The sequence below is a fragment of the Mameliella sp. MMSF_3455 genome, from assembly GCF_030733205.1.
In the GTDB taxonomy this organism is placed as follows: Bacteria; Pseudomonadota; Alphaproteobacteria; order Rhodobacterales; family Rhodobacteraceae; genus Antarctobacter.
In genome coordinates, this window is the sequence record NZ_JASHJL010000034.1 from 31,611 (window position 1) to 55,104 (window position 23,494).

General features: G+C 63.5%; 17 protein-coding genes. 14 read left to right on the forward strand and 3 right to left on the reverse strand.

The annotated features are described in order from the left end of the window. The first annotated feature begins 100 nt into the window (after positions 1 to 100). Genes RBB42_RS20585 through RBB42_RS20600 form a run of 4 tightly spaced genes read left to right on the forward strand, consistent with a single transcriptional unit; the run spans position 101 to position 9,373 of the window. Positions 101 to 2,116, forward strand: coding sequence for an ATP-binding protein (locus tag RBB42_RS20585; protein ID WP_306043540.1), 2,016 nt, complete (start codon positions 101 to 103; stop codon positions 2,114 to 2,116). Further along, the gene (locus RBB42_RS20590; RefSeq protein ID WP_306043822.1) at positions 2,113 to 5,907 is read left to right on the forward strand and encodes an eCIS core domain-containing protein; all 3,795 of its coding nucleotides are present in this window, start codon (positions 2,113 to 2,115) and stop codon (positions 5,905 to 5,907) included. Before RBB42_RS20585 ends, RBB42_RS20590 begins: the two co-directional genes overlap by 4 nt. A gap of 14 nt (positions 5,908 to 5,921) precedes the next feature. Further along, positions 5,922 to 6,914 (forward strand): tetratricopeptide repeat protein, encoded by a 993-nt coding sequence (locus RBB42_RS20595; protein WP_305972334.1) that lies wholly within the window; start codon positions 5,922 to 5,924, stop codon positions 6,912 to 6,914. Next, entirely contained in the window at positions 6,911 to 9,373 is a 2,463-nt protein-coding gene (locus RBB42_RS20600; RefSeq protein WP_306043823.1) for a hypothetical protein, read from the forward strand. Before RBB42_RS20595 ends, RBB42_RS20600 begins: the two co-directional genes overlap by 4 nt. A 261-nt stretch (positions 9,374 to 9,634) precedes the next feature. On the opposite strand, the gene RBB42_RS20605 is transcribed toward RBB42_RS20600, so the two are convergent. Further along, positions 9,635 to 10,516, reverse strand: a complete 882-nt coding sequence (locus RBB42_RS20605) for a LysR family transcriptional regulator (protein WP_305972336.1) — start codon at positions 10,514 to 10,516, stop codon at positions 9,635 to 9,637. 92 nt (positions 10,517 to 10,608) lie between these two features. On the opposite strand from RBB42_RS20605, the gene RBB42_RS20610 reads away from it, so the two are divergent. Then, entirely contained in the window at positions 10,609 to 11,865 is a 1,257-nt protein-coding gene (locus RBB42_RS20610) for a M24 family metallopeptidase (protein WP_305972337.1), read from the forward strand. Between the two features lie 387 nt (positions 11,866 to 12,252). Here the strand turns inward: RBB42_RS20610 and RBB42_RS20615 are convergent, their stop codons facing one another. Beyond that, positions 12,253 to 12,468: a hypothetical protein gene (locus tag RBB42_RS20615; RefSeq protein ID WP_305972338.1), complete on the reverse strand. Its 216-nt coding sequence runs from the start codon at positions 12,466 to 12,468 to the stop codon at positions 12,253 to 12,255. Positions 12,469 to 12,723: 255 nt separating this feature from the next. On the opposite strand from RBB42_RS20615, the gene RBB42_RS20620 reads away from it, so the two are divergent. Together RBB42_RS20620 and RBB42_RS20625 are read left to right on the forward strand one after the other, a co-directional pair. Further along, positions 12,724 to 13,365 carry a PEBP family protein gene (locus RBB42_RS20620; RefSeq protein WP_306043824.1) on the forward strand — a complete coding sequence of 214 codons (642 nt, stop codon included), beginning with the start codon at positions 12,724 to 12,726 and terminating at the stop codon, positions 13,363 to 13,365. A 24-nt stretch (positions 13,366 to 13,389) separates the two neighbouring features. Beyond that, positions 13,390 to 14,352: a YHYH protein gene (locus RBB42_RS20625; RefSeq protein WP_305972340.1), complete on the forward strand. Its 963-nt coding sequence runs from the start codon at positions 13,390 to 13,392 to the stop codon at positions 14,350 to 14,352. A gap of 419 nt (positions 14,353 to 14,771) precedes the next feature. Here RBB42_RS20625 and RBB42_RS20630 read toward each other — a convergent pair whose 3' ends face one another. Beyond that, positions 14,772 to 15,713, reverse strand: coding sequence for a LysR family transcriptional regulator (locus RBB42_RS20630; protein ID WP_305972341.1), 942 nt, complete (start codon positions 15,711 to 15,713; stop codon positions 14,772 to 14,774). Positions 15,714 to 15,829: 116 nt separating this feature from the next. On the opposite strand from RBB42_RS20630, the gene RBB42_RS20635 reads away from it, so the two are divergent. The 7 genes from RBB42_RS20635 to RBB42_RS20665 all read left to right on the forward strand — a co-directional run bounded on the left by RBB42_RS20635 (position 15,830) and on the right by RBB42_RS20665 (position 23,102). Beyond that, a complete protein-coding gene (locus RBB42_RS20635) occupies positions 15,830 to 16,768 on the forward strand; it encodes a tripartite tricarboxylate transporter substrate binding protein (protein WP_305972342.1) in 939 nt (312 codons plus the stop codon). Between the two features lie 6 nt (positions 16,769 to 16,774). Beyond that, entirely contained in the window at positions 16,775 to 17,281 is a 507-nt protein-coding gene (locus RBB42_RS20640; RefSeq protein ID WP_305972343.1) for a tripartite tricarboxylate transporter TctB family protein, read from the forward strand. Positions 17,282 to 17,294: 13 nt separating this feature from the next. Next, a complete protein-coding gene (locus RBB42_RS20645) occupies positions 17,295 to 18,785 on the forward strand; it encodes a tripartite tricarboxylate transporter permease (RefSeq protein ID WP_305972344.1) in 1,491 nt (496 codons plus the stop codon). A 14-nt stretch (positions 18,786 to 18,799) separates the two neighbouring features. Beyond that, the gene (locus RBB42_RS20650) at positions 18,800 to 19,999 is read left to right on the forward strand and encodes a CaiB/BaiF CoA transferase family protein (protein ID WP_305972345.1); all 1,200 of its coding nucleotides are present in this window, start codon (positions 18,800 to 18,802) and stop codon (positions 19,997 to 19,999) included. Between the two features lie 2 nt (positions 20,000 to 20,001). Further along, complete coding sequence (locus RBB42_RS20655; RefSeq protein WP_305972348.1) at positions 20,002 to 20,856, forward strand: HpcH/HpaI aldolase/citrate lyase family protein; 855 nt, start codon at positions 20,002 to 20,004, stop codon at positions 20,854 to 20,856. 471 nt (positions 20,857 to 21,327) lie between these two features. Then, a complete protein-coding gene (locus RBB42_RS20660) occupies positions 21,328 to 21,654 on the forward strand; it encodes a hypothetical protein (protein ID WP_306043453.1) in 327 nt (108 codons plus the stop codon). A 98-nt stretch (positions 21,655 to 21,752) separates the two neighbouring features. After that, entirely contained in the window at positions 21,753 to 23,102 is a 1,350-nt protein-coding gene (locus RBB42_RS20665; protein WP_305972347.1) for a PepSY-associated TM helix domain-containing protein, read from the forward strand. The last annotated feature ends 392 nt before the right edge of the window (positions 23,103 to 23,494 follow it).

Below are 23,494 nucleotides of genomic sequence, written 5' to 3' on the forward strand. Positions count from 1 at the left end.
CCCCCCTCCCCCCGATGCCTTCGCGCGGTCCCGACGTGTTACGCCGCCAGCAGCGATGTCACTCCTGCCGCAGGACCCAGCCACGCAGATGTCGCTTTGGTTGACCGCAGCCGCCCTGCGGATCTGCGACTGGGTGGCGCGGGAGCATCCCGCGCTTGGCCTCCACCACCCGTTCCTCGAAGGATATCGCGCCGCCGCCGAGGCCGCTTTGCCAGGCGTTGCGACCACCGCCTGGCCGGCACATTTGATCAGCCGCGAAACCCACGCGCTTCCCTTTGCCCGGACCGCCGACACTCTGGCCTTGACCGACACGCAACGCCTGGCCTTTGCGCTGGTTGCCTTGGCCGAAGAAGACGCGCGCGTCGGCGCATTTCTGGTCGAAGCGCAGGGAGGCGGCGCGCCCTACCCCTCGATCGAGACGCTGGCGCGGGTTCTGTCCGATGGTCCCCCCGTGCTCGGAGCGGGCTGGGATCTCGCAGCGCCGTTGATCGCGGCGGGTCTCTTGATACCAACCGAAAAGACCGGACCACGGGCGCGACAGACACTTGCCCCAGAGCCCCTTGCCTGGGACCTGATACGTGGGGCGGCGCTGCCGGCCTGGCCAAGAGGGGTCCGTCTGAGCACCAAGTCGACAGCGAGGAAATGCGATGGCCTGGCTTACAACCAGTCATTCCGGGACCAGCTGACGCGGGTGCCAGCCGCAATTGCCGCGATCAATGCGCCCCTGATCGTCTTGCGCCACATGCCCGGTGCGGACATCGAAGAGATCTCGGCGAGCCTCGCCCTGGCAATGGACCGCAACCTGCTGATTGCCGGGGCTGCAAACAATGAAAATGCCCATGCCAGGACGATCGGCGCTGCGGCGATCCTATGCGACGCGATCCCGCTGTTGAGTTGCGATCTGGGACCCGGCGAAACGCTGGAGCCGCCCGAACTTGGGCGCTGGATCGGCCCGGTGATCCTGTCGATGGGTCAATCAGGGGGCCTTGACCCGTTATCCGCCGCACGGGCGATCACCCTCGCGGTGCCATTCCCGCGTGCCACGGACCGGGCGCGCGCCTGGCTTGAGGCCTTCGAAGAACGCCCTGTCACGGGAATGGAGGAAATCCGCGACGGTTTCCAATTGCCCTTGGGCTATGTGCGACGCGCGGGCCGCGCCGCGGCCTCGGCGGCGACACTTGCCGGGCGCGCCACGATAACCCCAAGCGACGTCCAGGTCGCGGCACGCGCGCTTGGCCGCGAGCAGCTTGACGGGCTGGCCGAATTCATGCCCGCCAGCGACGGATGGGGAGAGTTGATCGCCCCCGGACAGACAAAGACGCTGCTCGACGAACTCTGCGCCCGTTGCAAGAACCGCGAAAGGCTGCCGCGCCACCTTGGCACCGCGCGGGATGGCTCTGCCGGGCGCGGTGTCCGCGCGCTCTTCACCGGGGCCAGCGGCACCGGCAAGACACTGGCCGCACGGCTTCTGGGGGGCGCGGTGGGGACGGATGTCTACCGGCTGAACCTCGCCGCTGTCGTCGACAAGTTTGTGGGCGAGACCGAAAAGCGGATGGACCAGATCCTGGCGCAGGCCGAGGCGCTGGACGTGATCCTTTTGGCGGATGAAGGCGACGGTCTCTTGGCGCAGCGCACCGACGTGCGTTCTTCCAACGACCGCTTTGCAAATCTCGAAACGAACTTTCTCCTGCAACGCCTTGAAAGCCACGAGGGCATCGTCGTCGTCACCACCAACGCCCCGGACAATATCGACAGCGCCTTCCAGCGCCGTATGGACGTGGTGGTGCCCTTCCCGCGCCCCTCGGCCGAGGCGCGTCTTGCACTTTGGGAACTGCACCTGCCCGATAACCACGCCGTCGATCCCGCCCGTCTGCGCGATTTCTCGACACAGGCCGCGCTCACGGGCGGCCAGATCCGCAACGCGGTGCGCGCCGCCGCCAGCATCGCGCTGAGCGAAGGTGGCCCGATCGACGCCGAAGCCTTGCGCCGTGGGCTCGAACGCGAGTTGCAAAAGGCGGGCGCAATGGGCGGGCTCGCCCCGGGCAGGGGTGGGAGCGGCGCGCAGACCACACGCCTCTCCGCCTTTGCGAAGGCCCTGAACGGAGAAGGATCATGACTCACAAGTCTCGGCGCCCGGCCCGAAAAGTCACTTCTAGCCCTGCACCTTCCAAGGGATCATCCCCCTCCAAGCCTGCAAAAAGCGGCGCCATTGCCACCCAAGGCCCGGCCTTCGCGATCCCGGGTGTTCAGACCAAGCTCGCCGTCGGAAAGGCCGACAGCCCCTTTGAACGCGAAGCCGACCGGGTGGCGGACAAGGTGATCCAGGGCGGCAAGGCTCCGGGCATTACCCCCCTGCCTGCGGACGGTCTCGGCGCGCATGCGCAGCGGGCCAGCAACAAGGAGGAAACCGAAACCGAGGAAACCGACAAGGCGGAAGAAGAACAGGACACCCAGGCCAAGAAGACCAGCGAAGAAGAGGAAAAGCCCGACGAGGAACCGGCCCAAACCAAGATGGCGGGTGGAGAGGAAGAGGAAGAGGCGGCACAGGAGAAATCCGGGGAAGGTGAAGAAAAGGAGGAGGAAGAGGAGGCCGCACAGCCCAAGTCCGTCGAGGGCGAAGAGGAAGAAAAAACCGCCCAGCCCAAGGTCCAGGATGAGGGCGAACAGGAGACCGCCCAGAAAAAGACTGCCGGCGCTGAACGCGATCGCTCGGTCGCGCAGGAGGCGGTCCGGACCCCAGGTCGGGGCGACGAACTTGCAAGCGAGGTCCGCGGTCCGATCGAACGCTCGACCGGCGCCGACCTGAGCGATGTGCAGGTGCACCAGGACGGCCGCGCAGCCCGCGCCGCAGAAAGCATCGGCGCCCGCGCCTTTACCCACGGGCGCGACATCTGGCTTGGCGCTTCGGAAAGCGCGCGTGACACGCGGCTCATGGCCCATGAGGCCGCACATGTGATCCAGCAGACCGGGACCAAGGCAAAAAGCGGCGCGGCCCGTGCCCGACAAGGCCCCTCGACCCCGGGGCCTTCGATGGCGCCAGCCATGGGTCGGGCAGGCCCAGCCCCGCTTCAGCGCGCCAAGAAGAGCGCCGCTGCCCCCCCAGCTGCCCCGGCAGGTCCCCCCACCGGTCCCGCAACGGTGACTGCTGGCGGACATTCCGCCACGCTGGCCACTAGCGCCGAGAAATCCGCGCTGACCGTCAAGGACATCCGCCTGCCCGCCGAAGCGAACAAGCAGTCGGTGTCCGGCCCACTGAAAGCGAAGCGCGAAAAACGGACCTCGGCAGAAAGCAAGCAACGTTCTATCTGGAAGAGCAAAATCAAGGTCGACGCCAACAAGATAAAGCTCAACCAAGACGAGGGCGTCGAATCCAAGAACGGAACAAAGCGCTTTTTTCTGAAAGTCGCCAACCAAAAATCCTACGTCATCGGCACCCCCGATCAGATCGCGGCACAATCGCTCATCCCCAACTGGGCCAAGACCGGCAAGAACGAGATCTTTGAGGTCGACCACATCCACGAGGTCCAGCTGTCGGGCGACGCCAGCGCGATGAGCAATTTTCAACTGCTGGACCCGGCCACGAACGGTGCTTCGGGCTCTGCCATACAGGCCGAGATACGCAAGAAGATCGCGGCCGCCGCAACAAAGCTGAAGGCCAAGGCCACGGCGGACGGTGTCCACCCCGCCTTGATCAAGCAGCTCGACATGGATGCGGGCGACCTGAAGTCCACGTTCAAGGACGTCACTTTCCAGACTGTCTCCGCCTCGCCCCTGAAGCTTTCGAAATCGCGCAACAACTTCTGGCTTGTGAGCGAAATCCAGGACGCAAAGCACATCAACACGCTGAAACAGCTGACCAAGGCGGAGGCAAACAAAGCCGATCTGGTCGGCAGCAACACCAACATCCTGGTCATGCTCGGACGCGGCGCAGGCAAACCGCGACGGATCAACCTTCCAGGCGGACTGGAAAGCCTGCCGACGGGCAAGCCCAGCTTCAAGAACCCCAAGGGGCTCAACATTACCGGCGTTCAGGGCACCAAAGACGGGATCACGAGCTTCTCGGTCGATCCACACGGCAAAGCCCCGAAGATCGACTCGAAAACGACACAGGCCACGCCCTCGATGCTGGGCGGAGACCCCTTCTCCTATTCCCTGATCGATCTGAGCGCCGCGCTGAAGAACAACGTCAAGATGGTCGGCATGAGCCCGATCGACGTCAAGGAATCCGCGATCGAAAATGACCGGCTGGTGACGCGGGCGGTCCTGTTGCCGACATCGAAGATTTTTCGTGACGGGCTCGGGATCGACTTGGCGATCAACGGACACCGGCTTGAGCTGTCCAAGACATTCTCGGGCGGGGATTTCGACCTGCCGGGACCGATCAATGTGACTGGCAGCGAATTGACGCTGACTGCTGGCGCCGGTGCGGGCGGTGCGTCGCTTTCGGCCACGGGCAAGCTCGACTTCGAGGTCGAGCGTGTCGGCAAGGGTTATCTTGAAGGCATGGGCCGGATCGGGGCCGAGGCCGGGTTCTCGGTCAAGGGCGGGTTCGAATTCGACCCCGCGCTCTTCAAGGGGGCCAACGCAAAGATCGACGTGGCGTATGCCAATGACAAGTTTACCGGGAAAGGCACGCTGAAAATCGGGTCCGATCAAATCAAGGGCATCCAGTCCGCGACCCTCAACGTCACCGTCGAAGATGAGACCTGGGAGGCGGCGGGAACGGTCGTGCCCAAGGTTCCGGGTGTCTCCGAAGGTTCGCTTTCAATGAAGTTCGACCCCAAGGGCGGGTTCGAGATCGCGGGCGAATTGACCCTTGGCAAGGGGATACCAAGGCTGAAAAGCGGCAAGCTCAAGGCCAAGCTGGTCAAGGAAAGCGAGGCCTACAAGCTGTCGGGAAGCGGCGATGCCGAGCTTGATATCCCCGGCGTCGCCGCCAAGCTTTCGGCCTCTTACGATGATGGCAAGTTCAAGGCCGAGGCCAGTGCCGGCTATGCGCGCGGGATTGCATCGGGCAAGGTCACCGTCGGCGCGACGAACATGCCCGTCGACCCGGAAACCGGCAAGGTTTCGGACGGCGACCCGGGCGATGCCATAACCATCTTCGGCTCGGGTTCGGTCACGATCAAGTTCACCCCCTGGCTGCAGGGCACCGCAGGATTGAAGATCAAGGCAGACGGCTCGATGGAGGTCAAGGGCAAGGTCGAACTGCCCGACAGCATCGAGGTCTTCCCCGAGAAGAAGCTGGAGAAGGAGCTTCTGTCGGTCAGCGCCGATATTCCGATCGTCGGGGTCGCGGTCGCGGGCCAGCGGATCGGAATTTTCCTCAACATCACGGGCGGGCTCACCGCCAAGGCCTCGATCGGCCCGGGCGAGTTGAAAAACGTCTCGGTCGAAGTGACCTACAACCCCGAAGACGAAAGCTCTGCCAAGATCACCGGATCGGCGCGGTTCGAGGTGCCGGCCGAAGCGGGCCTGAGGCTGACCATCCAGGGTGCCCTTGGGGCCGGTATTCCGGTGGTTTCGGCCCGCGCCGGTCTGGAACTGGGCGCCGAACTTGGGGTCAAGGGGCTGGCCTCGGCCAATGCCGAGGTCGAATGGACGCCATCGACCGGCATCTCGATGGAGGCAGACGTGGGCGTCAAGGCCTCGCCCCAGTTCACCTTTGACGTCACGGGCTTTGCCGATGTGAAGGCAGACCTCTGGCTGACCACGATCGAACTCTATTCCAAGAGATGGAAGCTGGCCTCCTTCACCTATGGCTCCGGCATGGAGGTCGGCGCCAAGCTCAAGGTGAAGGTCGAAAACAACGAGGTGAAGCCGATCTCGATGAACGACGTCGAAATTACCAAACCCGATATCGACCCCATGCAACTCGCCAAGGGCGTGATCAAGCAGGTCGTGTGATGGAGGATCAACAAATGAGCGAACCACAATCCGCAATCGACCGCAGCCGCCAGTTCAACAATGCCGCAGCGATGCTGCACATGAACGGCGAGGCCGAGGCAGCGCGTGCGCAATACGAAGCCGCGCTGGAAGCCGACCCGGAAAACGCCTCGGCGCTGAACAACCTTGGCTTCCTGCTGGCGCAGGAGGGGCAGATCGACGAGGCGATCGAAGCCTATGACTCCGCGCTCCGGCTCGATCCCGAGAACGTCACATGCCTCACCAACCTTGCCTCGGCCCGGGCCACACAGGGCGATCTGGAGATGGGCATGACGCTATTGGCGCGTGCCCTGGACATTGCGCCCGATGACCAGCAGGCCTGGGCCAACCTTGGCCGCCTGTCGCTGGCTGCGGGCGCGTTGGAGCAGAGCGAGAACGCCTTTCGCAACGCGATCTCTCTGTCCGAGCCAAACGTCGACCACCTGGTTCAGCTTGGCGCGGTGATCGCGGCCCGGGGCCGGTACGCCGAGGCGATCGAGGTGCTGGAGGCCGCCTGCGCGCTCGACCCGGCCGACGCGGATGCCTGGCGCCAGCTTGGCGTTGTGCGTTTCGTGCGCCACGATTTCGGCTCGGCCCTCGAGGCGCTCGAGACCGCGCGACGTCTTGCGCCCGAGGACGCCGAGGTGCTGCGCCACCTCCATCTCACCAACATCGCCTGCGGAAAGCGGATTGAGGCCGAGGCCGCGCTGAACACGCTGTTGAGGATCGCGCCCCACAGCGCGGGGCCGCTGACCGATCTCGCGATCATGCGCCTTGACCAGGGTGCCTTTTCGGCGGCCGTCGAACTGCTGACATCTGCTGCCAGCAAGAATGATGCCGGAGCGCGGACGCGCTTCTACCTGGGGCTTGCGCAACTCCTTGGTGACCAGCGCACCGAGGGTACCGCAACACTGAAGGCGCTTGCGGCAGAGGGCGGTTCCTACGGCGAAAGGGCGCTGCAACAGCTTGACGATTTCGGGGCGGCATGACGGCGAAGCACGACATCAGGGCCTGGCGCAATTGCCACGCGGGTGAAACGATCCTCGTCTGCGGCTGTGGCACCTCGCTAACGGACCTCACGAGCAAGCCCGAGATCACGACGATCGGCGTGAACGACATCGGGCGGCACTTTGATCCGGACTATCTTGTCGTGCTGAACCCCAAGTCACAGTTCAAGCCCGAACGGTTCACCGCAATCGAGGCCACGCGCGCGCGCGCAGTCTTCTCGTCCGTCGCCGGCTTCAGCTTGCCGGGGGTGGAGGTTGTGCCGCTGCGCCTTGGCAAGCGCGGAGGGACCGAGGTGTCTGCCGATGGGCGCATCCCCTACACCCGGAACTCGCCCTACGTCGCACTGACGCTTGCGCTGTTCTTCGGAGCGAAGCGCGTAGGCCTCCTTGGGGTCGATTTCACCGAAGATCATTTCTTTGGCAAGACCGGCCCCCATCCGCTCGCCCGCGAATTGCGCGCGATCGACAAGGAGTACCGCAGGCTCTTCGAATTGGCCGCGCAGAATGGCGTCGAGATCGTGAACCTCTCGCGCCGAAGCCGCCTGAGTGCTCTTCCCAAGGCCGACCTCGCGGGTTTCGTGGCGCCCCGCAGAACGCCGACGCGGGTCCTGCACATCGCTTCGACCAATTGCGCCGGGGCGATCTGGAACCTGCACCAACTGATGCAGGCCGACCCGCGTTTCGAAAGCAGGGTTGCGACCGCCTCACCCGTGACCCGTGGGCGGTCCAAGCCACGGACCTTTCCCCATGATCTGCTTTGGAGCCAGAAGTCCGCCGTGCAGGCCGAGATCGAACGTGCCGACATTTTGCATTTCCACAACTTCGTCGATGCAAAAAGCCCGACTTTGTCGCAGTTCGCGGGCGCAATGCGCGGCAAGCGCGCGGTGCTGCAGGTCCACAGCGAGCCCGCTGTGCTCGCCCCGCATTTTCGGGGGCGCGACCCGGTCACACGCACGGACATTCCGGTTCTGGTCATTGCCCAGAAACACGCGCGCTTCTACCCGCGGGCGACGCCGGTGCTGAACGCGATGGATCCGGCGCGCTTTACCCCGCAGGGGGCGAACAACGGTTTTGGCGGCGCCCTGCCCCGCGTCGTCTTCACGCCTTCTGACCTTCACGACTATCCGCAGACCCCGCCAACCTGCCGTGGCAAGGGCTATCGGGCCACGCGCGCAATCCTCGAGCGGTTGGCCCGATCGGGTAAGATCCAGCCGGTCATCGGCTTCGATCTCAGCCATAGAGAGGCGCTGGCCCTGTCGGCAGGCGCCGCGGCCAAGATCGACGAGTGCGTGACCGGGGGTTACCACCTGACCTCGCTGGAAGCGCTGTCTCAAGGCTTGGCAACCTTCGCCTGGCTCGACGAGGCCACCCGCCAGCTCCTTGCCAGGATGACAGGATCCAACGAGACCGCGCTGCCCTGGGTATCCGTCAAACTCGACGCGCTGGAGGCCAAGTTGACCGAGATGGCGCATGCGCCCGAGAGCTTTGCCAAGGCCGGCGAGGCCGGTCGTGCCTGGATGCTGCGGCACTGGACACCGAATGCGGTCCTCGACCCGATCCTCAAGGTGTATGAAACGGAGGCGTGCAGGGGCGTGCGCCCGGTTCGGTCACCGCCTCGCGCCCCGGTCTGTGCGACCGGTCCCGCCCCGGATACGCCCGGCGCCGACGGGGCCGTGCGGGGCCATGTCAAGGGATCGAAACACCCCAGACGGTCTGAAGACTTTGAGCAGCGTGTCTACCTTTCCGCCAAGCTGCTTGCCGCCCGCGGAACGGCGCAAGGCCGCGTCGCTCATGTGTTGGGCAACGGGCCTTCGCTTGCAGACATAGATCTGGCACCCCTGCGGGGGGACATCGTGATCGGTGTCAACGCCGCGCAGATCCTGGCGTCGCGCCTTGGGCGCGCGTTTGATTACTACTGCGTGTCTGACCGCCGCTTTCTGGCAACCTCTGAGGGTCACGAAATGGCCAGGGCCGCGAAGAACGCAACCCGGGTCTTTGCGGGCTATTGCGCGGGTTTCCTGAAGGACGAGGCCGAGATCAACTATGTCCGTATCCTGCCCGGAGATGGCGCCTCAGACGATCTTGCCAGCGGGCTCCACCACGGCTGTTCGGTCGCGCTGTTTGCGGCCCAACTCGCGGCCTGGCTCGGGGCCGATGAGATCCGCCTGCACGGGATGGAGTGCAACTACGATGCCGGGCGTTTCTATTCAGGTGCCGGGTCCAAGGCCCGCAGGCCCGACCCCGGAACCTACCCGCGCGTGGCCCGGTCGGCGGAAGCCCTGGCCGCCCTCCTGGCCCGAAGTGGGCGGGTTCTGAGCGTTTCCGGCCCGTCCCGCCTCACCGGGTCTTTCGGCTCCCCCGCGGTCCAGGGCATCAAGGCCGTTCCGGTGGTGCACAGTAGGGCGCACCCGAAGGTCGCCCAAGCGCTCGGGGAGGATTGAGCGTGGCCGGGAACATGGCCCTATCGCGCACCCTACCTAGCCGGCCCGATGCACAAGCATTGCTCGGCGGAAGAGAAGTTCAGGACCGGGCCGGTAACCCGGCTTGACCAAGAGGACATTGCGGTTTTTTTGCTGCAGTAGCTGCATGGGCGCGGGCATGTCTTGCAACTGATCAAAGCATTCCTTTGCAGTGGGCAAGCAACGCCTTGGCCGCGGATACAGCCTCACTGCAAAGACCTTCGGAAAAGGTTGTACGCCTGATCAATCGACACTCGACAGGAACCTGGCGAAATCTTCGACATGCTTGCGAATGGGGCGGCCCGAACGATGCACGAGGAAGTACCCTTTACCCGTCACGTCGCGGTCTTCGCCAAGCGGCATGAGCGCCCCTGACGTTATCTCGTCTTTCAGCAGCGCGGAACTTGCCAGGGCGATACCGTCGCCCGCGATCGCCCGGCCGATGGACTGGCTGTAGGTCTGGCAGACCTCTCGTCGCAGCTTCGACAGAACGGATGTGTCGTGACGCTTGAGCCAGACCTCCCAGTTGATCCAGTCCGGTGCGATGCGGTGATAATCCAGCAGGCTCAGCCTTTGCGGGTCGGCCTTGAAGGCGTCGAAACGGGCCGGGGACAGCACGGGTGTCAACGCCTCTTCCATGAGCCTCGCGCCCTGCCAGCCATCGGGCGGCGCGCTGGCATAGATGATCGCAAGGTCGTGATCGTCGGAGAGCAGGGTCGCCGGGTCATCCGACACGACGGTCTCGACCGGGCAGGACGTTTCGCTGATGGCAAAGGCCTTGATCCGGGGGAACAGCCAGAAGACCGAGACCGCGTTATTGGCCGCAATCCGAACGGCAGGGTTGGCGGGCGACCTCACCCCATCCAGAGATGCGTTGAGATAATCGAGCGCCATCGCCACCGGCTCGGCCAGCTTTGCGCCGGTTGGCGTGGCTGTCAGGCTGCGCGCGCCGCGCTCGAACAAGGGGGTGCCAAGCCAATCCTCAAGTTGCTTGATCCGTTTCGAGACAGCCGCCTGCGAGACATAGAGCTCGGACGAGGCGGCGGTGAACCCTCCGTTGCGCATGACCGCGTCGAAGAAGACCAGCGTATCCAGAGGCGGCAGAGATTTTCGGGACCGTTCCATTCCTTTTGGTTATCCAGATGCACGATTTTTTCAAGCGTTTACCGAGACTCTGAGTTAGCAGAGGTTGCGCTGAAAACGCAGGAGATCACGACATGGCGAATCTTGATTGGCACGCGGAGCGCAGCGATCTGTCCGGTATTGCACTTCTCGATCGCGCCCCCGAAAGCGAAGGCATCGACCTGCGGGCCGTGCGTCTCTACAGGCAAGCGCGGGTACGCCAAGAGATGGCGCGATACGGCGTCGACGCGGTGATCCTGTCGGACCCGGTCAACATCCGCTACGCGACCGGTGCGCGCAACATGCAGGTCTTTTCCCAGCGCAACGCCCCTTCGCGCTACTTGCTCATGACAGAGCACAAATCCATCCTCTTCGAGTTCACCGGCTGCCTGCACCTGGGCGAAGGCTTTGAGACGATCGACGAGGTACGCCCGTCCAGGACCGCCAGTTTCGTCGCGGCGGGGCCGGAGATCGCGGCACGCGAAAAGACCTGGGCGATCGAAATGACCGCCCTCATCACCGAGCTTGTCGGTGCCGGGGCCACCGTTGGGCTGGAGCGTCTGAACGCGGGTACGGCAATTGCGCTGAAAGCCTGCGGTTTGAACATCGTCGATGCGCAACAGCCCGTGGAAATGGCCCGCGCGATCAAGTCGGACGAAGAAATGAAATGCGTGAACGCCTCGCTCCGCGCGACGGAAAACGGAGTGGCGAAGCTGCGCGCCGCCATCCGTCCCGGCATGACCGAGAATGAACTTTGGTCCGTGCTGCATCAGTCGGTCATCGCGCAGAACGCCGATTACTGCGAGACGCGCCTGCTGAACGCCGGGGCGCGTTCGAACCCGTGGTTCCAAGAAAGCTCCAGCAATGTGATTGGCGAAAACGAGCTTATTGCGCTCGATACAGACGTCGTCGGTTGCCACGGCTATTACTCGGATTTCTCGCGGACGTTTCATTCCGGCCCGGGCAGACCCACCGACACGCAGTGCGAACTTTACAAGGTCGCGCATGAGCAGGTGCATCACAACATGGGCATCCTAAGACCCGGGATGAGCTTTCGAGACTACGCCGACCGGGCCTGGGATATCCCGGAGAAATATTACGCGAACCGCTATTACCTGTCGGCCCACGGCTGCGGCATGACGGGTGAATACCCCTATCTCTACCACCGCGGCGACTTTCCCGATGCCGGCTATGACGGCGAGATCCTGCCCGGCATGACGCTCTGCGTCGAAAGCTATATCGGGGTCGAGGGCGGCAAGGAGGGTGTCAAGCTGGAGCAGCAGGTTCTTGTCACGGAAACCGGGATCGAGCTTTTGTCGCGTTTTCCCTTCGAGGATGATTTGCTGCGGTAAGAGACCGCGGGGCGGAGGCCAGTTCCTGCAAATATCCCGGGTCACCGGTCATCGACCGGTTCGCAAAGGTGGCCAATCCCCGAATTGGCGCTTGCAACGAATGGCCGGAAAGACGGGCCGCAACACGGCGTACATGCCCATTGGTGGACGGCACATTTGCTTGTTTCTCGATGGCTTGAGCGATTGTCAGGCCACTCTCAAGCTCGACGCTGAGGTATCTGGCGGTGCTGTCCTTCTTCGGATGGCCAAGGGCAACTGAACCTTCCTGCGCCGCATCCAGTGGGTGCCATTGGCGCTGGCCTTCAGACCGGTCGAGGTGACCCAGTCGCGGACAATCCGCGTATAGTGGCAGATCGGGATGTGCAGCCACCCGTGCAATCGGCCCGGTCAAAGAGTCTCCGTCCCTATCATCAGCGATTCACGCATCCATCGTTTGAGCATCGTTTGGACGCGCTTCGAGATCTTGAAGGCTACCGGCTTGCGGATCTTGCGTTGCAGTACCGAAGCGCCTGCCTTGATCTGGCCCGACGCCATGACATCGACGGTTTTCATTTTCCCAAGACCATAGCCATGCTGCTTGCTGTCGATGGACAGATTGGACAAGGCCAAATCGCGATGGTTTTCGGCCAACTCGAGTCAAAACCAGATCGCCCAAACGTGCTTGGGCTTGAGCGGTCGACTCTGACCAACGGAACTGGCCCTGTGTCGTGTCTTTCGCAGCATCGTCAAGTCGACCGAATTGCGGACCGCGAGCAAATCTCTCATCGGCTGGTTGGCAGATCTCCAAAGAAGTTCGGATTTCGGCGACGAATTTCCGAGCTTGCCGCGTTTAACACAGGCGAACAAAAGGATTGCCTCATGAAACGCACCACCGCCCCGTCTTTGATACTATTGATCTCCACATCCGCCCTCTCTGCCGAGACCTTTTCCGCTGACGTCTGGGCAGACAACTGGTTCGCGATGCGGATCAACGGGGCCCAAGTCGCCGAAGACAGCGTGCCCATCACAACCGAGCGGTCCTTCAATGCCGAAAGCTTTGATTTCGAAGCAGAGCGCCCCTTCGTGATCGGGCTTGTCGCCAAGGACTTCAAGGAAAATGACACCGGTCTGGAATACATTGGCACCCGTCGCCAGCAGATGGGTGATGGGGGCCTGATCGCGCAGATCAAGGATGCGACAGGCGCAACGGTCGCGGTCAGCAATTCCGACTGGCAGTGCCTGGTCATCCACACCGCGCCGCTGGACAAATCCTGCGAAGGCGCCGCAAACCCCGTCGCGGGCGAAGGGGCCTGTGCCTTCGAGGTGATGGATGAACCGGATGGCTGGGATCAGGCGGGTTTCGATGCCTCGCACTGGCCGCAGGCCAGCATCTTTTCCGAACGCGAGGTCACCCCCAAGGATGGCTATGACCGGATCGACTGGGTGTCGGAGGCCCAACTGATCTGGGGTCCCGACCTTGAGCAAAGCAATACGGTCCTGTGCCGCCTGACGGTCAGGTAAGGCGCATTGAAGGTATCCCACAACATGACACGCCTCCTCGCCGTTTCGATCACCACCTCAATGGCGATTGCCACCGCCTCTGCGGTCTTGGCCCATGACGATCATTGCACAGCCGTCAAGGACTCCGTGACCGACGCGGGCTTTGACGACAGCGTCACCGTCACCTGCACCGACAGCCACGCGATCATCCAGTCCGATACCTACCCCGACCATGAAAAGATGACCGGGATCATCGGCACGAACGAGCAGGTTCCTGTGCCGGGCGACTATGCCGCGCCGATCCTGCTGTCTCCGACGCTTGGCACCAGCCCGCTGACCCGGGATGCCGCCTTGGGCGTCGCCGTGAACGGGGTGCCGATCTACGACTACACGGCGGGCGGTGAGATGACCGAGGCCGACCTGGCCCATCATCAGGCCCGTCACGACACGCTGCAGACACATCAGCTCGATGTTTGCGGCGGCCATGCCGGTCGTGGTGACGACTATCACTACCACGCCAAGCCGACCTGCATGATCGATCAGATGAAAAATGCGGGCGACAGCGCAATCATCGGCTGGGCCTTCGACGGTTTCCCGATCTACGGCGACAACAATCCCGACGGATCGGTGATTGCCGCAGGCGATCTGGACGTCTGCAACGGTCAGGCCGACGAGACCTTTGGCTATCGCTACCACACCTCGGAAGACGCGCCCTATATCGTGCAATGTCTGATGGGCGTCGTGGCAGATTTCGACCGGCTCCCCCGTGTGTCGCCGCTTGTCGCCGCCGATGGAGGTGGCGCCGCGCCGGGCAGGCCACCGCAAGGTGGTGTTCAAAACCTCGTCTTTACCGAAAACCCGGATGGAAGCCGAAGCATGGATTACACCTACGAGGGAGAGGATCACTATATCCGCTACACCCCCTCCGGGACGGCCGGCTGTTACGACTTCACGACCCAAACCGTGACCAACGGCGGCAAGGTTGTTACCGGCGAATTTTGCCGGTAGCACCGCCCCATCCGGGTCGGATCAGCGTTTCGTGACGGAACCGAAAACGTGGATTGCGACCGTCTGAGTGTTGCGAGGGTCAACCGTTCTGGCCGCAGTTTTGCAACCCGCCGACTGATCGGTTGCGAGACCGCAGCGAAAGTCTCCTTTGACGGGCCACATCGCAAAATCCGGTTCCCGATGTGAAAGGCAGCCTAGCGCCGACCTTACCCGCGCGGCTTCGCCTGCGGTTGCGATTTCCGCAACTGCATGTTCGGCAAGGTGGGTTCGCTTACCCGCGCCATCTACAGTGCAGCCCCCGAAGCTGTCTCTCGCGTCGGGCTTGCAGCGAGGCGCAATCAGCGAGCACCAAAGTCGGCGCTGGTCCCGTGGTCGCCCGAAAGGCAGCGTTCCTCGTCCTGGAACTCATCCGTAGTCGGTCAGCGAGCGCCGGTGACCAGAGAGGCTCCTGCCCACTTGGAACAGGATACCAACTCCAGAGCCGCATCGCGGGTCAAGTCAACAACAACGTTGCGGGCCTTGTCGGGCGGAAGCCGTTTGGAGGAAGCCAGACAGACAGTTCGCTGGATGGGCGGATCGACGATTTCCGCGGCACGGATCGATCCGCCAAGCACCTCATGCGCGATGGCTGCCTTGGACACGATCGAATAGCACGAACCTTCCGAGGCGAGTCTGACCAGGACCGACGGTGCGTCTGCCTCGAACCGGAAGTTCAAAGTGATGCCGGCGTCGCTCGACCATCGTTCCAGGACGAGCCGCAACCCGTGCGGCGGTCGCGTGCCGACCAACGGCACGTCGGCAAGCTGACGCGCGCCCACCGTCTCGCCCTGAACAAGAGGTGCGTACGCCGCGCCGATGAGATGCAATCGCTCGGTCAATAGGGCTTCGGACGTGTAATCCTCGGTTTCCTGTACGTTGAACAGCACCGCGATATCCGCACGACCCTCGCGCAGGTACTCTGCCAGATCGCCGCTCATGAGCTCGAATATCTGTAGCCGCACTCCCGGATATTTCTGCGCCGCAGCGAGCATCAGCGGCGGTGCCAGCACCGGACAGACCGACCCGGGCAAGCCCAGCCGGATCTCGCCGGTTATCTCATCGGCGCCGCGGCGATAGCGTCGCTCCGCCCGGTCGACAAGCGTCAGGATCTGGCGCGCATGGGTGCTGAAATCCCGCCCGTTCGCGGTCGCCGAAACACCGTGCGCGCTGCGGTCCAGCAGCCGTGTTCCCAGCGCGTCCTCCAACTTTCGCACATGCTGGCTGAGCGCGGGCTGCGCGATGTTGAGCGACTTTGCCGCCTTCGAGAAACTGCCAAGGTCCAGAACGCGCAGGAAGCTTCGAATATGTTTGTTCTCGATCACGAGGCCATAATGTTTCGGCATACTATAAATATCAATATTGTATTTCTGTATTACTCTGCAGTCACCTACGATGTGGGCAAGGCACGTGCTCTGCGTGCGATTTGGGAGGAGCCAACATGAAACATTCACAGACCCTCGCGTTTGCCGCTGCCATAATGGCGTCTGCCGCACCGGCATGGGCCGATTTCCCGGAAAAGCCCGTCAATCTCGTGGTTGGCTTTCGCGCGGGCGGGGGCAGCGACACCGCAGCGCGTATCCTGGCGACCGAGATGGAAGCCGCGCTGGGACAGAAAATCATCGTCGAAAACCGAGGTGGCGCCGGCGGTGCGGTCGCGACAGAATACGTCCGCGCGCAAGACCCTGACGGCTACACCATCGGGTTTGCAGTGGCGACGACGTTCTCGTTCACTCCGCTCACCGGCAGCGTCGCCTACACGCCGGAAGACGTGACCTTCATCGCCACGACGCATGGCTATCGGACCGTGATGGCCGCGCCGGCGGATGCCCCTTTCGACGACTGGGCCGGTATGCTGGACACCGCTAGGGAACGCGGCTGGATCAATTACGCGTCGATCATCCCGCTGGACCGCGCGATCATGCAGTATGTCGGCAAGAAGGAAGACATCGCCGTCAACATCGTGCCGACCCGGGGCGGTGCCGGTGCGCGGCAGGCCGTGCTGGGCGGTCACGTGGACCTGGCGTTCTCAGGCTCGAACGCGCTGCCGATGATGGAAGACGGCGCCCTGAAGATCGTCGCGGCCCTGAACCCGGAGGGGATCGAGGAACATCCCGACATTCCGACGCTGGACGGGCTTGGCTATGGCGTCAGCGCTGCCGAGGCCGCCGTGTTCTTCGGACCGGACGACATGGATGCCGACGCCTTGGCGATGCTCGAATCCGCGCTGGCGAAAGCCGTGCAATCCGACAGGTTCAAGGACTTCGTGAACAACAAGTTTCGCGGTTTCGAGACCTTCAAGACCGGGTCCGAAACCGCCGAGGGCATCACATTGGACGCCGAGGCCTACCGCGACCTGCTCGACTTCATCTCGGAGTAAGGCGCGATGTCGCATTTTTCCAAAGGGCCCGGCGACGCCGCGGGCCCTGCGACCGACCTGATCCTCGGGATCGTGATTGTCCTGTTCAGCCTGTTGCTGCTGTTCTGGATCATCCCGGCACAGGTGAATGACGCGGGGGCCTTCGGACTTCCGCCCAGCCTTGCCCCCCGCGCGCTGGCCTGGCTCATGGCCGGACTTGGCGCCGTGCTGATTGCCGGGAACCTGCAGCACGGTGGGGATGACCCGCTGGCCGGCAAACTGACATGGCAGGATACCGGGCACCTCGCGCTTTGCATCCTTGCGGTCGTGCTGATGCTGATCGTGATGGGGGTGGTCGGAGACGTGATCGGAAGGCCCTATTCGGGGTTCTGGATCGGCGCTCCCTTGGGATTGATCGCATTCACGCTGATCCACACCCGCGCCCCGCTTTGGGCCTATGCATTCAATGCACTGGCCGCGCCTGCCGTGATCTATGCCGGGTTCTGGTGGGGCCTGGAACTGCCTTTGCCCTGACAGGAGGCATGACATGGATATCATTTTCGCAGCCATGCTCGACGCGCTGTCGCTGACGACGTTTCTGTCGGTTGTGCTCGGCGTCATGATCGGGATCGTGATCGGCGCGGTGCCGGGGCTGAATGCCCCCATGGCGATCGCGGTGGCCATCCCGCTGACGTTCACCATGGCTCCGCTCGCGGCGATCGGCATGCTGGTGGGCGTGATGAAGGGCGGCGGTTTCGGCGGTGCGATCGGGGCCATCCTGCTCAACACGCCGGGTGAGCCGCACTCGGCCGCGACGACCCTCGACGGTCATCCCCTTGCCCGGGGTGGCAAACCGCGCAAGGCGTTGCAGACGGCGTTATATTCGTCTGTCGCGGGGGACAGTTGCTCGGACCTCGTGCTGATCCTGCTGGCGCCAACGCTTGCCGTATTCGCCCTTCGGGCCGGACCGGTCGAGCTTGCGGCAATCCTCGTGATCTCGCTTACGCTGATTGCTTCTCTGTCGGGCCGGTCGCTGACCAAGGGGATTTTTGCCGCGGCCCTTGGCGCTTTCCTGGCCACGGTCGGGGTCGACCCGGAAACCGCCTCGCCGCGCTTTACTTTCGGGCAGGTCGAACTCTTCGACGGACTTCCCCTCGCAGCGGTTGCCATTGGCGTTCTCGCGGTGCCCGAAATCATTCTGAGGTTGCAGGAGGGCCGCCGCCACCGCCCCGAGGCCACCAGCGTCGTCACACCAAGCGAAGGCGATGACCGCCTGCCGTTCCGCGAATTCCTGACCCTGAGACGCACGGTCTTCCGCGGCGCGGGCATCGGCACGGCCATCGGCGCCCTGCCCGGCCTCGGCACGACGCTCGCCGCTTTCCTGAGCTACGCCGCCACCAAGCGCTTCTCGACAGCGCCCGAGAAACTGGGAACCGGCGCGACCGAAGGCATTGCGGCGACCGAAAGCGCGAACTCGGCCGTCTCCGGCGCAAACCTGATCCCCCTTCTGACGCTGGGCATTCCGGGCAACCTCACCGCCGCCCTTCTGGTCGGCGCCTTCCTGATCCATGGCGTGACGCCGGGCCCCTTGATCTTCCAGCGCGACACGTCGCTGGTCTACGGGCTCTTCGCGGCGATGATCATGGCCAATGTCATGGTGCTGATCATCGGCAGCCTCGGGCTGCGCGTCTTTGCGCTGATCGTGAAGGTCCCGCCCTTCGTCATCTATCCGATCGTGCTGCTGCTCTGCGTTGTGGGCATCTACGTGAGCCAGGGCGGGTTCTTTGCCGTCGGGGTAATGCTGACCTTCGCAGTGCTGGGCTTCTTCATGCTGAAGCTGGAGATCTCCATCGTCTGCTTCATCATCGGGCTCGTGCTCGGCCCGATGATCGAACTGTCGATCCGGCAATCCGTGATCCTGCTCAGCCGCAACCCCGCTGCCATCTTCGATCATCCCTTCGCGCTGGTCCTGTTTGCCGCATCGCCCTTCGTGGCGTGGCTGTTGATCCGCGACCGAAACCGCCTGTCCGACGGCTAAAGGAAAGGAATTTCATGAAGACCCCTTACGCACCTGATGCCCAAGGCCCGCTCGACGGCCTGCGGGTCGTCGACATGACGCGACTCGCCGCTGGCAACATGATGACCCACATGCTGGCCGATTTCGGCGCCGACGTGATCAAGATCGAACGCCCCGGCAAAGGCGATGACCTGCGCCGCTTCGGTGAGGCCGAAAGCTGGTGGAAGGTCTATGCCCGTTCCAAGCGGAGCATGGAGCTTGATTTTCGCTCGGAAGCGGGGCGGGCCGTGCTCGACAAGCTGATCGCCAGCGCCGACATCCTCTGTGAGAACTTCGTTCCCGGCACGCTGGAAAAATGGGGGATGGGGCCGGAGGAGCTTTGGCAAGCCAATGAAAACCTGATCATCGTGCGGGTGTCGGGGTGGGGGCAGACCGGACCGTACAAGGACAAGCCGGGTTTTGGCAGCCTGATTGAAGGCATGTCCGGCTTCGCCGCGATGACGGGCTGGGAAGACAAGCCGCCGCTTCTCCCGCCGCTCGCCCTGGCCGACATGGTTGCCGGGCTTGCCGGCTTCGGCGGAGTTCTGTCCGCCGTGATTGCCCGCGACAAGGGCCAGACGAAAGGCCAGGTCGTGGACCTTTCGCTCTTCGAACCGCTGTTCGGCATCCTCGGTCCCTGGGCGGCGGCCTACGAGGCGACAGGCAAGGTGCCGCAGCGTATGGGCAACTCCAGCGAAGTCGCGGCCCCGCGCGGCCTCTACCCTACGAAGGACGGCAAATTTATTGCCATGTCGGCCTCCATGCAGTCGATGTGGGAAAAGCTCGCCGCCGCCATCGGACGGCCCGAGTTGAACGACGATCCACGGTACGCGACCTCGCGCGCGCGGGTCGAGCATGCGGCAGAGCTTGATGCCATCATTGCCGAGAACATGAAGACCCGGACGCTCGACGAGAACCTCGCCTATTTCGAAGCGCAAGGCGTCACCGTCGGCCCGATCTGCGACATCTCGGACCTTGTCGATCATCCCTATATCCGTGGCCGCGGCGTGTTGCAGGATTTCGAATACAAGGGCATGGAGCGTCTGCCGATGCACCAGACCTTTCCGCGTCTGAGCGCCACCCCGGGCGCCGTACGCGCCCCCGCGCCAAGGCTGGGCGAGCACACCGCGGAGATCCTGGCCGAGCTTGGCATCGAAGATCCGGGCAAAGCCTGCTCCGCCAAGGAAGGCGCGTGACCATGTGGCGCTCCCTCCTGTTCGTACCGGTTCTGGAAGAGAAGTTCCTCGCCAAGGCCGCGAGCCGCGGCGCCGATGCCATCGTGCTCGATCTCGAAGCCAGCGTTGACCCCGCCCGCAAGGACGAGGCGCGGGCCGCGCTGCCGGGCGCGGTCTCGCGTCTGGCGTCGCAAGTCGCTGTGACGGTGCGCATCAACGCGCTTTGGGCGCAGGCTTTCCGCGACCTCGAAGCGAGCGTGATCGAAGGCGTCTCGGCGATCCATCTGCCGCTTTGCGAGAGCGCAGCCCAGGTTCGTGCCGTCTGTGCGATGATCGGCGAGTTGGAACAGGAACGCGGCCTTCCGCAAGGACAAATCCGTCTCGTCACCTTGCTTGAATCGGCCGGCGCGGTGCTGAATGCGCCGCAGATCGCGACCGCGTCCCCACGGCTTGTCGCCATGACGGTCGGCGTCGAAGACTACGCGACGTCGATGGGCGTCGCCGCCACGCCTGACGTCCTGAAGCCCGCTGTGCAACAGGTCAACCAGGCCGCGCGGGCGGCCTCGGTCGCCTCACTCTCCATCGCCACGAGCATGTCCGATTTTCGGGATATCGATGGCTTACGGGCCGCTGCCACATACGCCCGCGCCATCGGGTCCACCGGTGGCTACGCGGTGCATCCAGCACAGGTGGCGGTTCTCAACGAGGTCTTTTCGCCCACCGCGGCAGAGCTTGACTGGGCGCGGCGTGTCGTCGAGGCCGCCGAGATCGCCGCGAGGCAGGGTCAAGGCATAACCCAGGTCGACGGCCGGATGATCGATTTGCCGCTGGTGTCCCGCGCCCGGTCCATCATCGCGCGCGGACAGGCGTCTGGCTGATCTATCGGACACACAGCACCGAACTGCGCCCGCGACCAGCGACATCCAAGACGCCAAACAATCGCAACCACAAGGCTGCACACCTAAGGGGTTCCCCGCTTACACCATGCGAGGTTTCCCAATGCGGATTGATCGGACACCAACACAGTCCACACGATGTAACCTGTATCCGGAATTTGACCGCTACACTCAGATCCAATGGTGCTGCGAATGGCGATAATCTCTGGCTGTGCCGCAGCACACTTGGTCAATGGAGGACGACGACCCTGGACCGAAAGGCCACGAGCATCGAAACATCTGTCGACGGACAAGCATCGGTCGATGGGATCAGCTCTCAAGTCCAACACGGGACGTGGCAGAGGGCGGCTGCCCTGGTAGTTTTTATGCCGATAAGCAGCGAGGCAGGAAATCAATCTTCCGCTTGCGACGCACTCGTGGCAAAAGGGTGCCATGCGAAACAGGGCGGCTCTTGTGGCGATCTTGGCCCTCGGCGTGCTCATGGCATTGTCGAGCGTGATTTCTGCTGCGCGGATGGCGCCGGATCGCACGACTGTCCAATTCGAGACACACGCCTTGCTTTTTGGAAGCTCGGCTGCCGATTTGTGCGGCACGGAAACTGGTCACGACCATCACTGTCCGCTCTGCCACGGCCTCCCCGAAGCACCGGTGAGCGCCCACTGCGGCCAGCTTTTCCTGCTCGATCCGCATGATGCTTGGTATCGCCGCGACGATCTTTACCGGGCCGCACAGGCCCGCAATCTCTGTCATTCACCAAGAGCGCCGCCGGTCCAGGCCTGACCGCCCTGCCCCGACTTAACGGACCCACTCCTCGACGAACCTTCGGCCGAGGCGCTTTTCCCATGCCCGGCGTTCTGCCGGCCAATTGGACATTCGAAATGACAGAAAAAACTCCACGCGCTGCTTCCGCAGCGCTCTATCGCGCCGTTTGGCGCTGGCACTTCATCGCAGGGCTGATGATCCTGCCCTTCGTGCTGATCCTCGCAGTCACCGGCGGCATCTATCTCTTCAAGGACGAGATCAACGACGTCGCCTATTCCAAGCTGCGCTTCGTCGAACCAGCTTCCTCGCAACTTGCCCCGTCGACCCTCGTTGCCGCGGCTCTTGGCGCCCATCCCGGCTCGCTGACGGCCTACACCCCGCCCGCTGCCGAAACCCGCACCGCCGAGATCGACATCTTGGGCAAAGACGGTCTCAAGGACACGGTGTTCGTGAACCCCTACACCGGCGACGTGCTGGGAACGCTCTGGGATAGCGGCCCGGCCGGCAGCCCCGCGATGTACGTGGTGCGCAAGCTGCACTCGCTGGAATATGTCGGCTGGATCGGCAACCGCCTGATCGAGATGGCCGCAGGCTGGATGGTGCTGCTGGTTGCTAGCGGCGTCTACCTGTGGTGGCCCCGGGGCAAAGGCCTCGGCACCACGACCATCAAGGCTCGGCGCGGGCGCCCCTGGTGGCGTGACCTTCACGCGGTCACCGGGATCTACACCGGACTTTTCATCGTCTTCCTCGCGCTGACCGGTCTGCCCTGGTCGGCCGTCTGGGGCGGAAAATTCTATGATACCGCCAATGCGCTCGGTCTTGGCATGCCAGAAGGCTACTGGTCCGACCTGCCGGCATCGACACAGCCCTTGTCCGAGGCCACCGATCGGGCGCCCTGGATCATCGAAAAGCAGCCGGTGCCGCTTTCCGGTGCCGCACAAGGCGTGCCGCAGACGCTCGACCAGATTGTCGCAACAGTAGAAGAGATGGGCATCGTGCCGGGCTATTCGGTTTCGATGCCGAAGGGGCCCGAGGGTGTATTCACGGCGTCGATCTATCCGGACGATATCACCTACGAGCGAGTGATCCACTTGGACCAGTACAGCGGCGCCGTGCTCTACGACGCGGGTTTGGCAGATCTCGGGACACTCGGTCGCTGGGCCGAGTGGGGCATCTCGGTCCACATGGGACAGGAATGGGGGCTGGCAAACCAGATCGGGCTGCTGCTCGCCTGCCTCGCCATGGTCGGGCTCTGCGTCTCGGCTGCCGCCATGTGGTGGAAGCGCCGGCCATCCGGGGCACTCGGTGTGCCGACGGTGCCGGCCGACTGGCGTATTCCCCGCACCCTGCTTGTGATGGCCGTGGCAGCAGGCCTGTTCTTTCCGCTGGTTGGCCTTTCGATGCTGGTACTGGCTGCGGTCGAGGTGGCGGTCCATTTGAAAGGACGGGAAAAGAGACTGGCTTGATCACGCGCAGGCGCTCGCGACTGCGGGCGCCTGTTCAACCGCGGCCCGACGCTTGCAGTCCCAACCGGTTTGTTGCCCTCTCGGATTTGTTTCACCGGACTTCGATCTGTCTCGCACCGCTTCGGCTGATATTCCGGGGGACTCGCAACCGCGGCGGGTACTCTCTTTTCACCCGCGAAGGCCTTTGACCTGCCGGAACATGAGGCAGGGCGATCCCCGCAAGATCACCCGTTTGGTGCATGAGGACGCGCGGCAAGTCGTTCCGGACACGGCCAAGACCTCCAACTTGTGAACAGGCGTGCAATTTTGACCCTGTAGAGGGGTTATCGGCGTCCAAAAATGACCCCCTTACACTGATGTGGATGATGCCCCCGAGGTCATCGGGGAGCACA

Coding starts and splice junctions, on each gene's coding strand:
- RBB42_RS20645 (WP_305972344.1), top strand. CDS start 17,295: ATGGATATCATTTTCGCAGCCATGCTCGACGCGCTGTCGCTGACGACG.
- RBB42_RS20610 (WP_305972337.1), top strand. CDS start 10,609: ATGGCGAATCTTGATTGGCACGCGGAGCGCAGCGATCTGTCCGGTATT.
- RBB42_RS20605 (WP_305972336.1), bottom strand. CDS start 10,516: ATGGAACGGTCCCGAAAATCTCTGCCGCCTCTGGATACGCTGGTCTTC.
- RBB42_RS20650 (WP_305972345.1), top strand. CDS start 18,800: ATGAAGACCCCTTACGCACCTGATGCCCAAGGCCCGCTCGACGGCCTG.
- RBB42_RS20625 (WP_305972340.1), top strand. CDS start 13,390: ATGACACGCCTCCTCGCCGTTTCGATCACCACCTCAATGGCGATTGCC.
- RBB42_RS20655 (WP_305972348.1), top strand. CDS start 20,002: ATGTGGCGCTCCCTCCTGTTCGTACCGGTTCTGGAAGAGAAGTTCCTC.
- RBB42_RS20590 (WP_306043822.1), top strand. CDS start 2,113: ATGACTCACAAGTCTCGGCGCCCGGCCCGAAAAGTCACTTCTAGCCCT.
- RBB42_RS20600 (WP_306043823.1), top strand. CDS start 6,911: ATGACGGCGAAGCACGACATCAGGGCCTGGCGCAATTGCCACGCGGGT.
- RBB42_RS20620 (WP_306043824.1), top strand. CDS start 12,724: ATGAAACGCACCACCGCCCCGTCTTTGATACTATTGATCTCCACATCC.
- RBB42_RS20635 (WP_305972342.1), top strand. CDS start 15,830: ATGAAACATTCACAGACCCTCGCGTTTGCCGCTGCCATAATGGCGTCT.
- RBB42_RS20640 (WP_305972343.1), top strand. CDS start 16,775: ATGTCGCATTTTTCCAAAGGGCCCGGCGACGCCGCGGGCCCTGCGACC.
- RBB42_RS20665 (WP_305972347.1), top strand. CDS start 21,753: ATGACAGAAAAAACTCCACGCGCTGCTTCCGCAGCGCTCTATCGCGCC.
- RBB42_RS20595 (WP_305972334.1), top strand. CDS start 5,922: ATGAGCGAACCACAATCCGCAATCGACCGCAGCCGCCAGTTCAACAAT.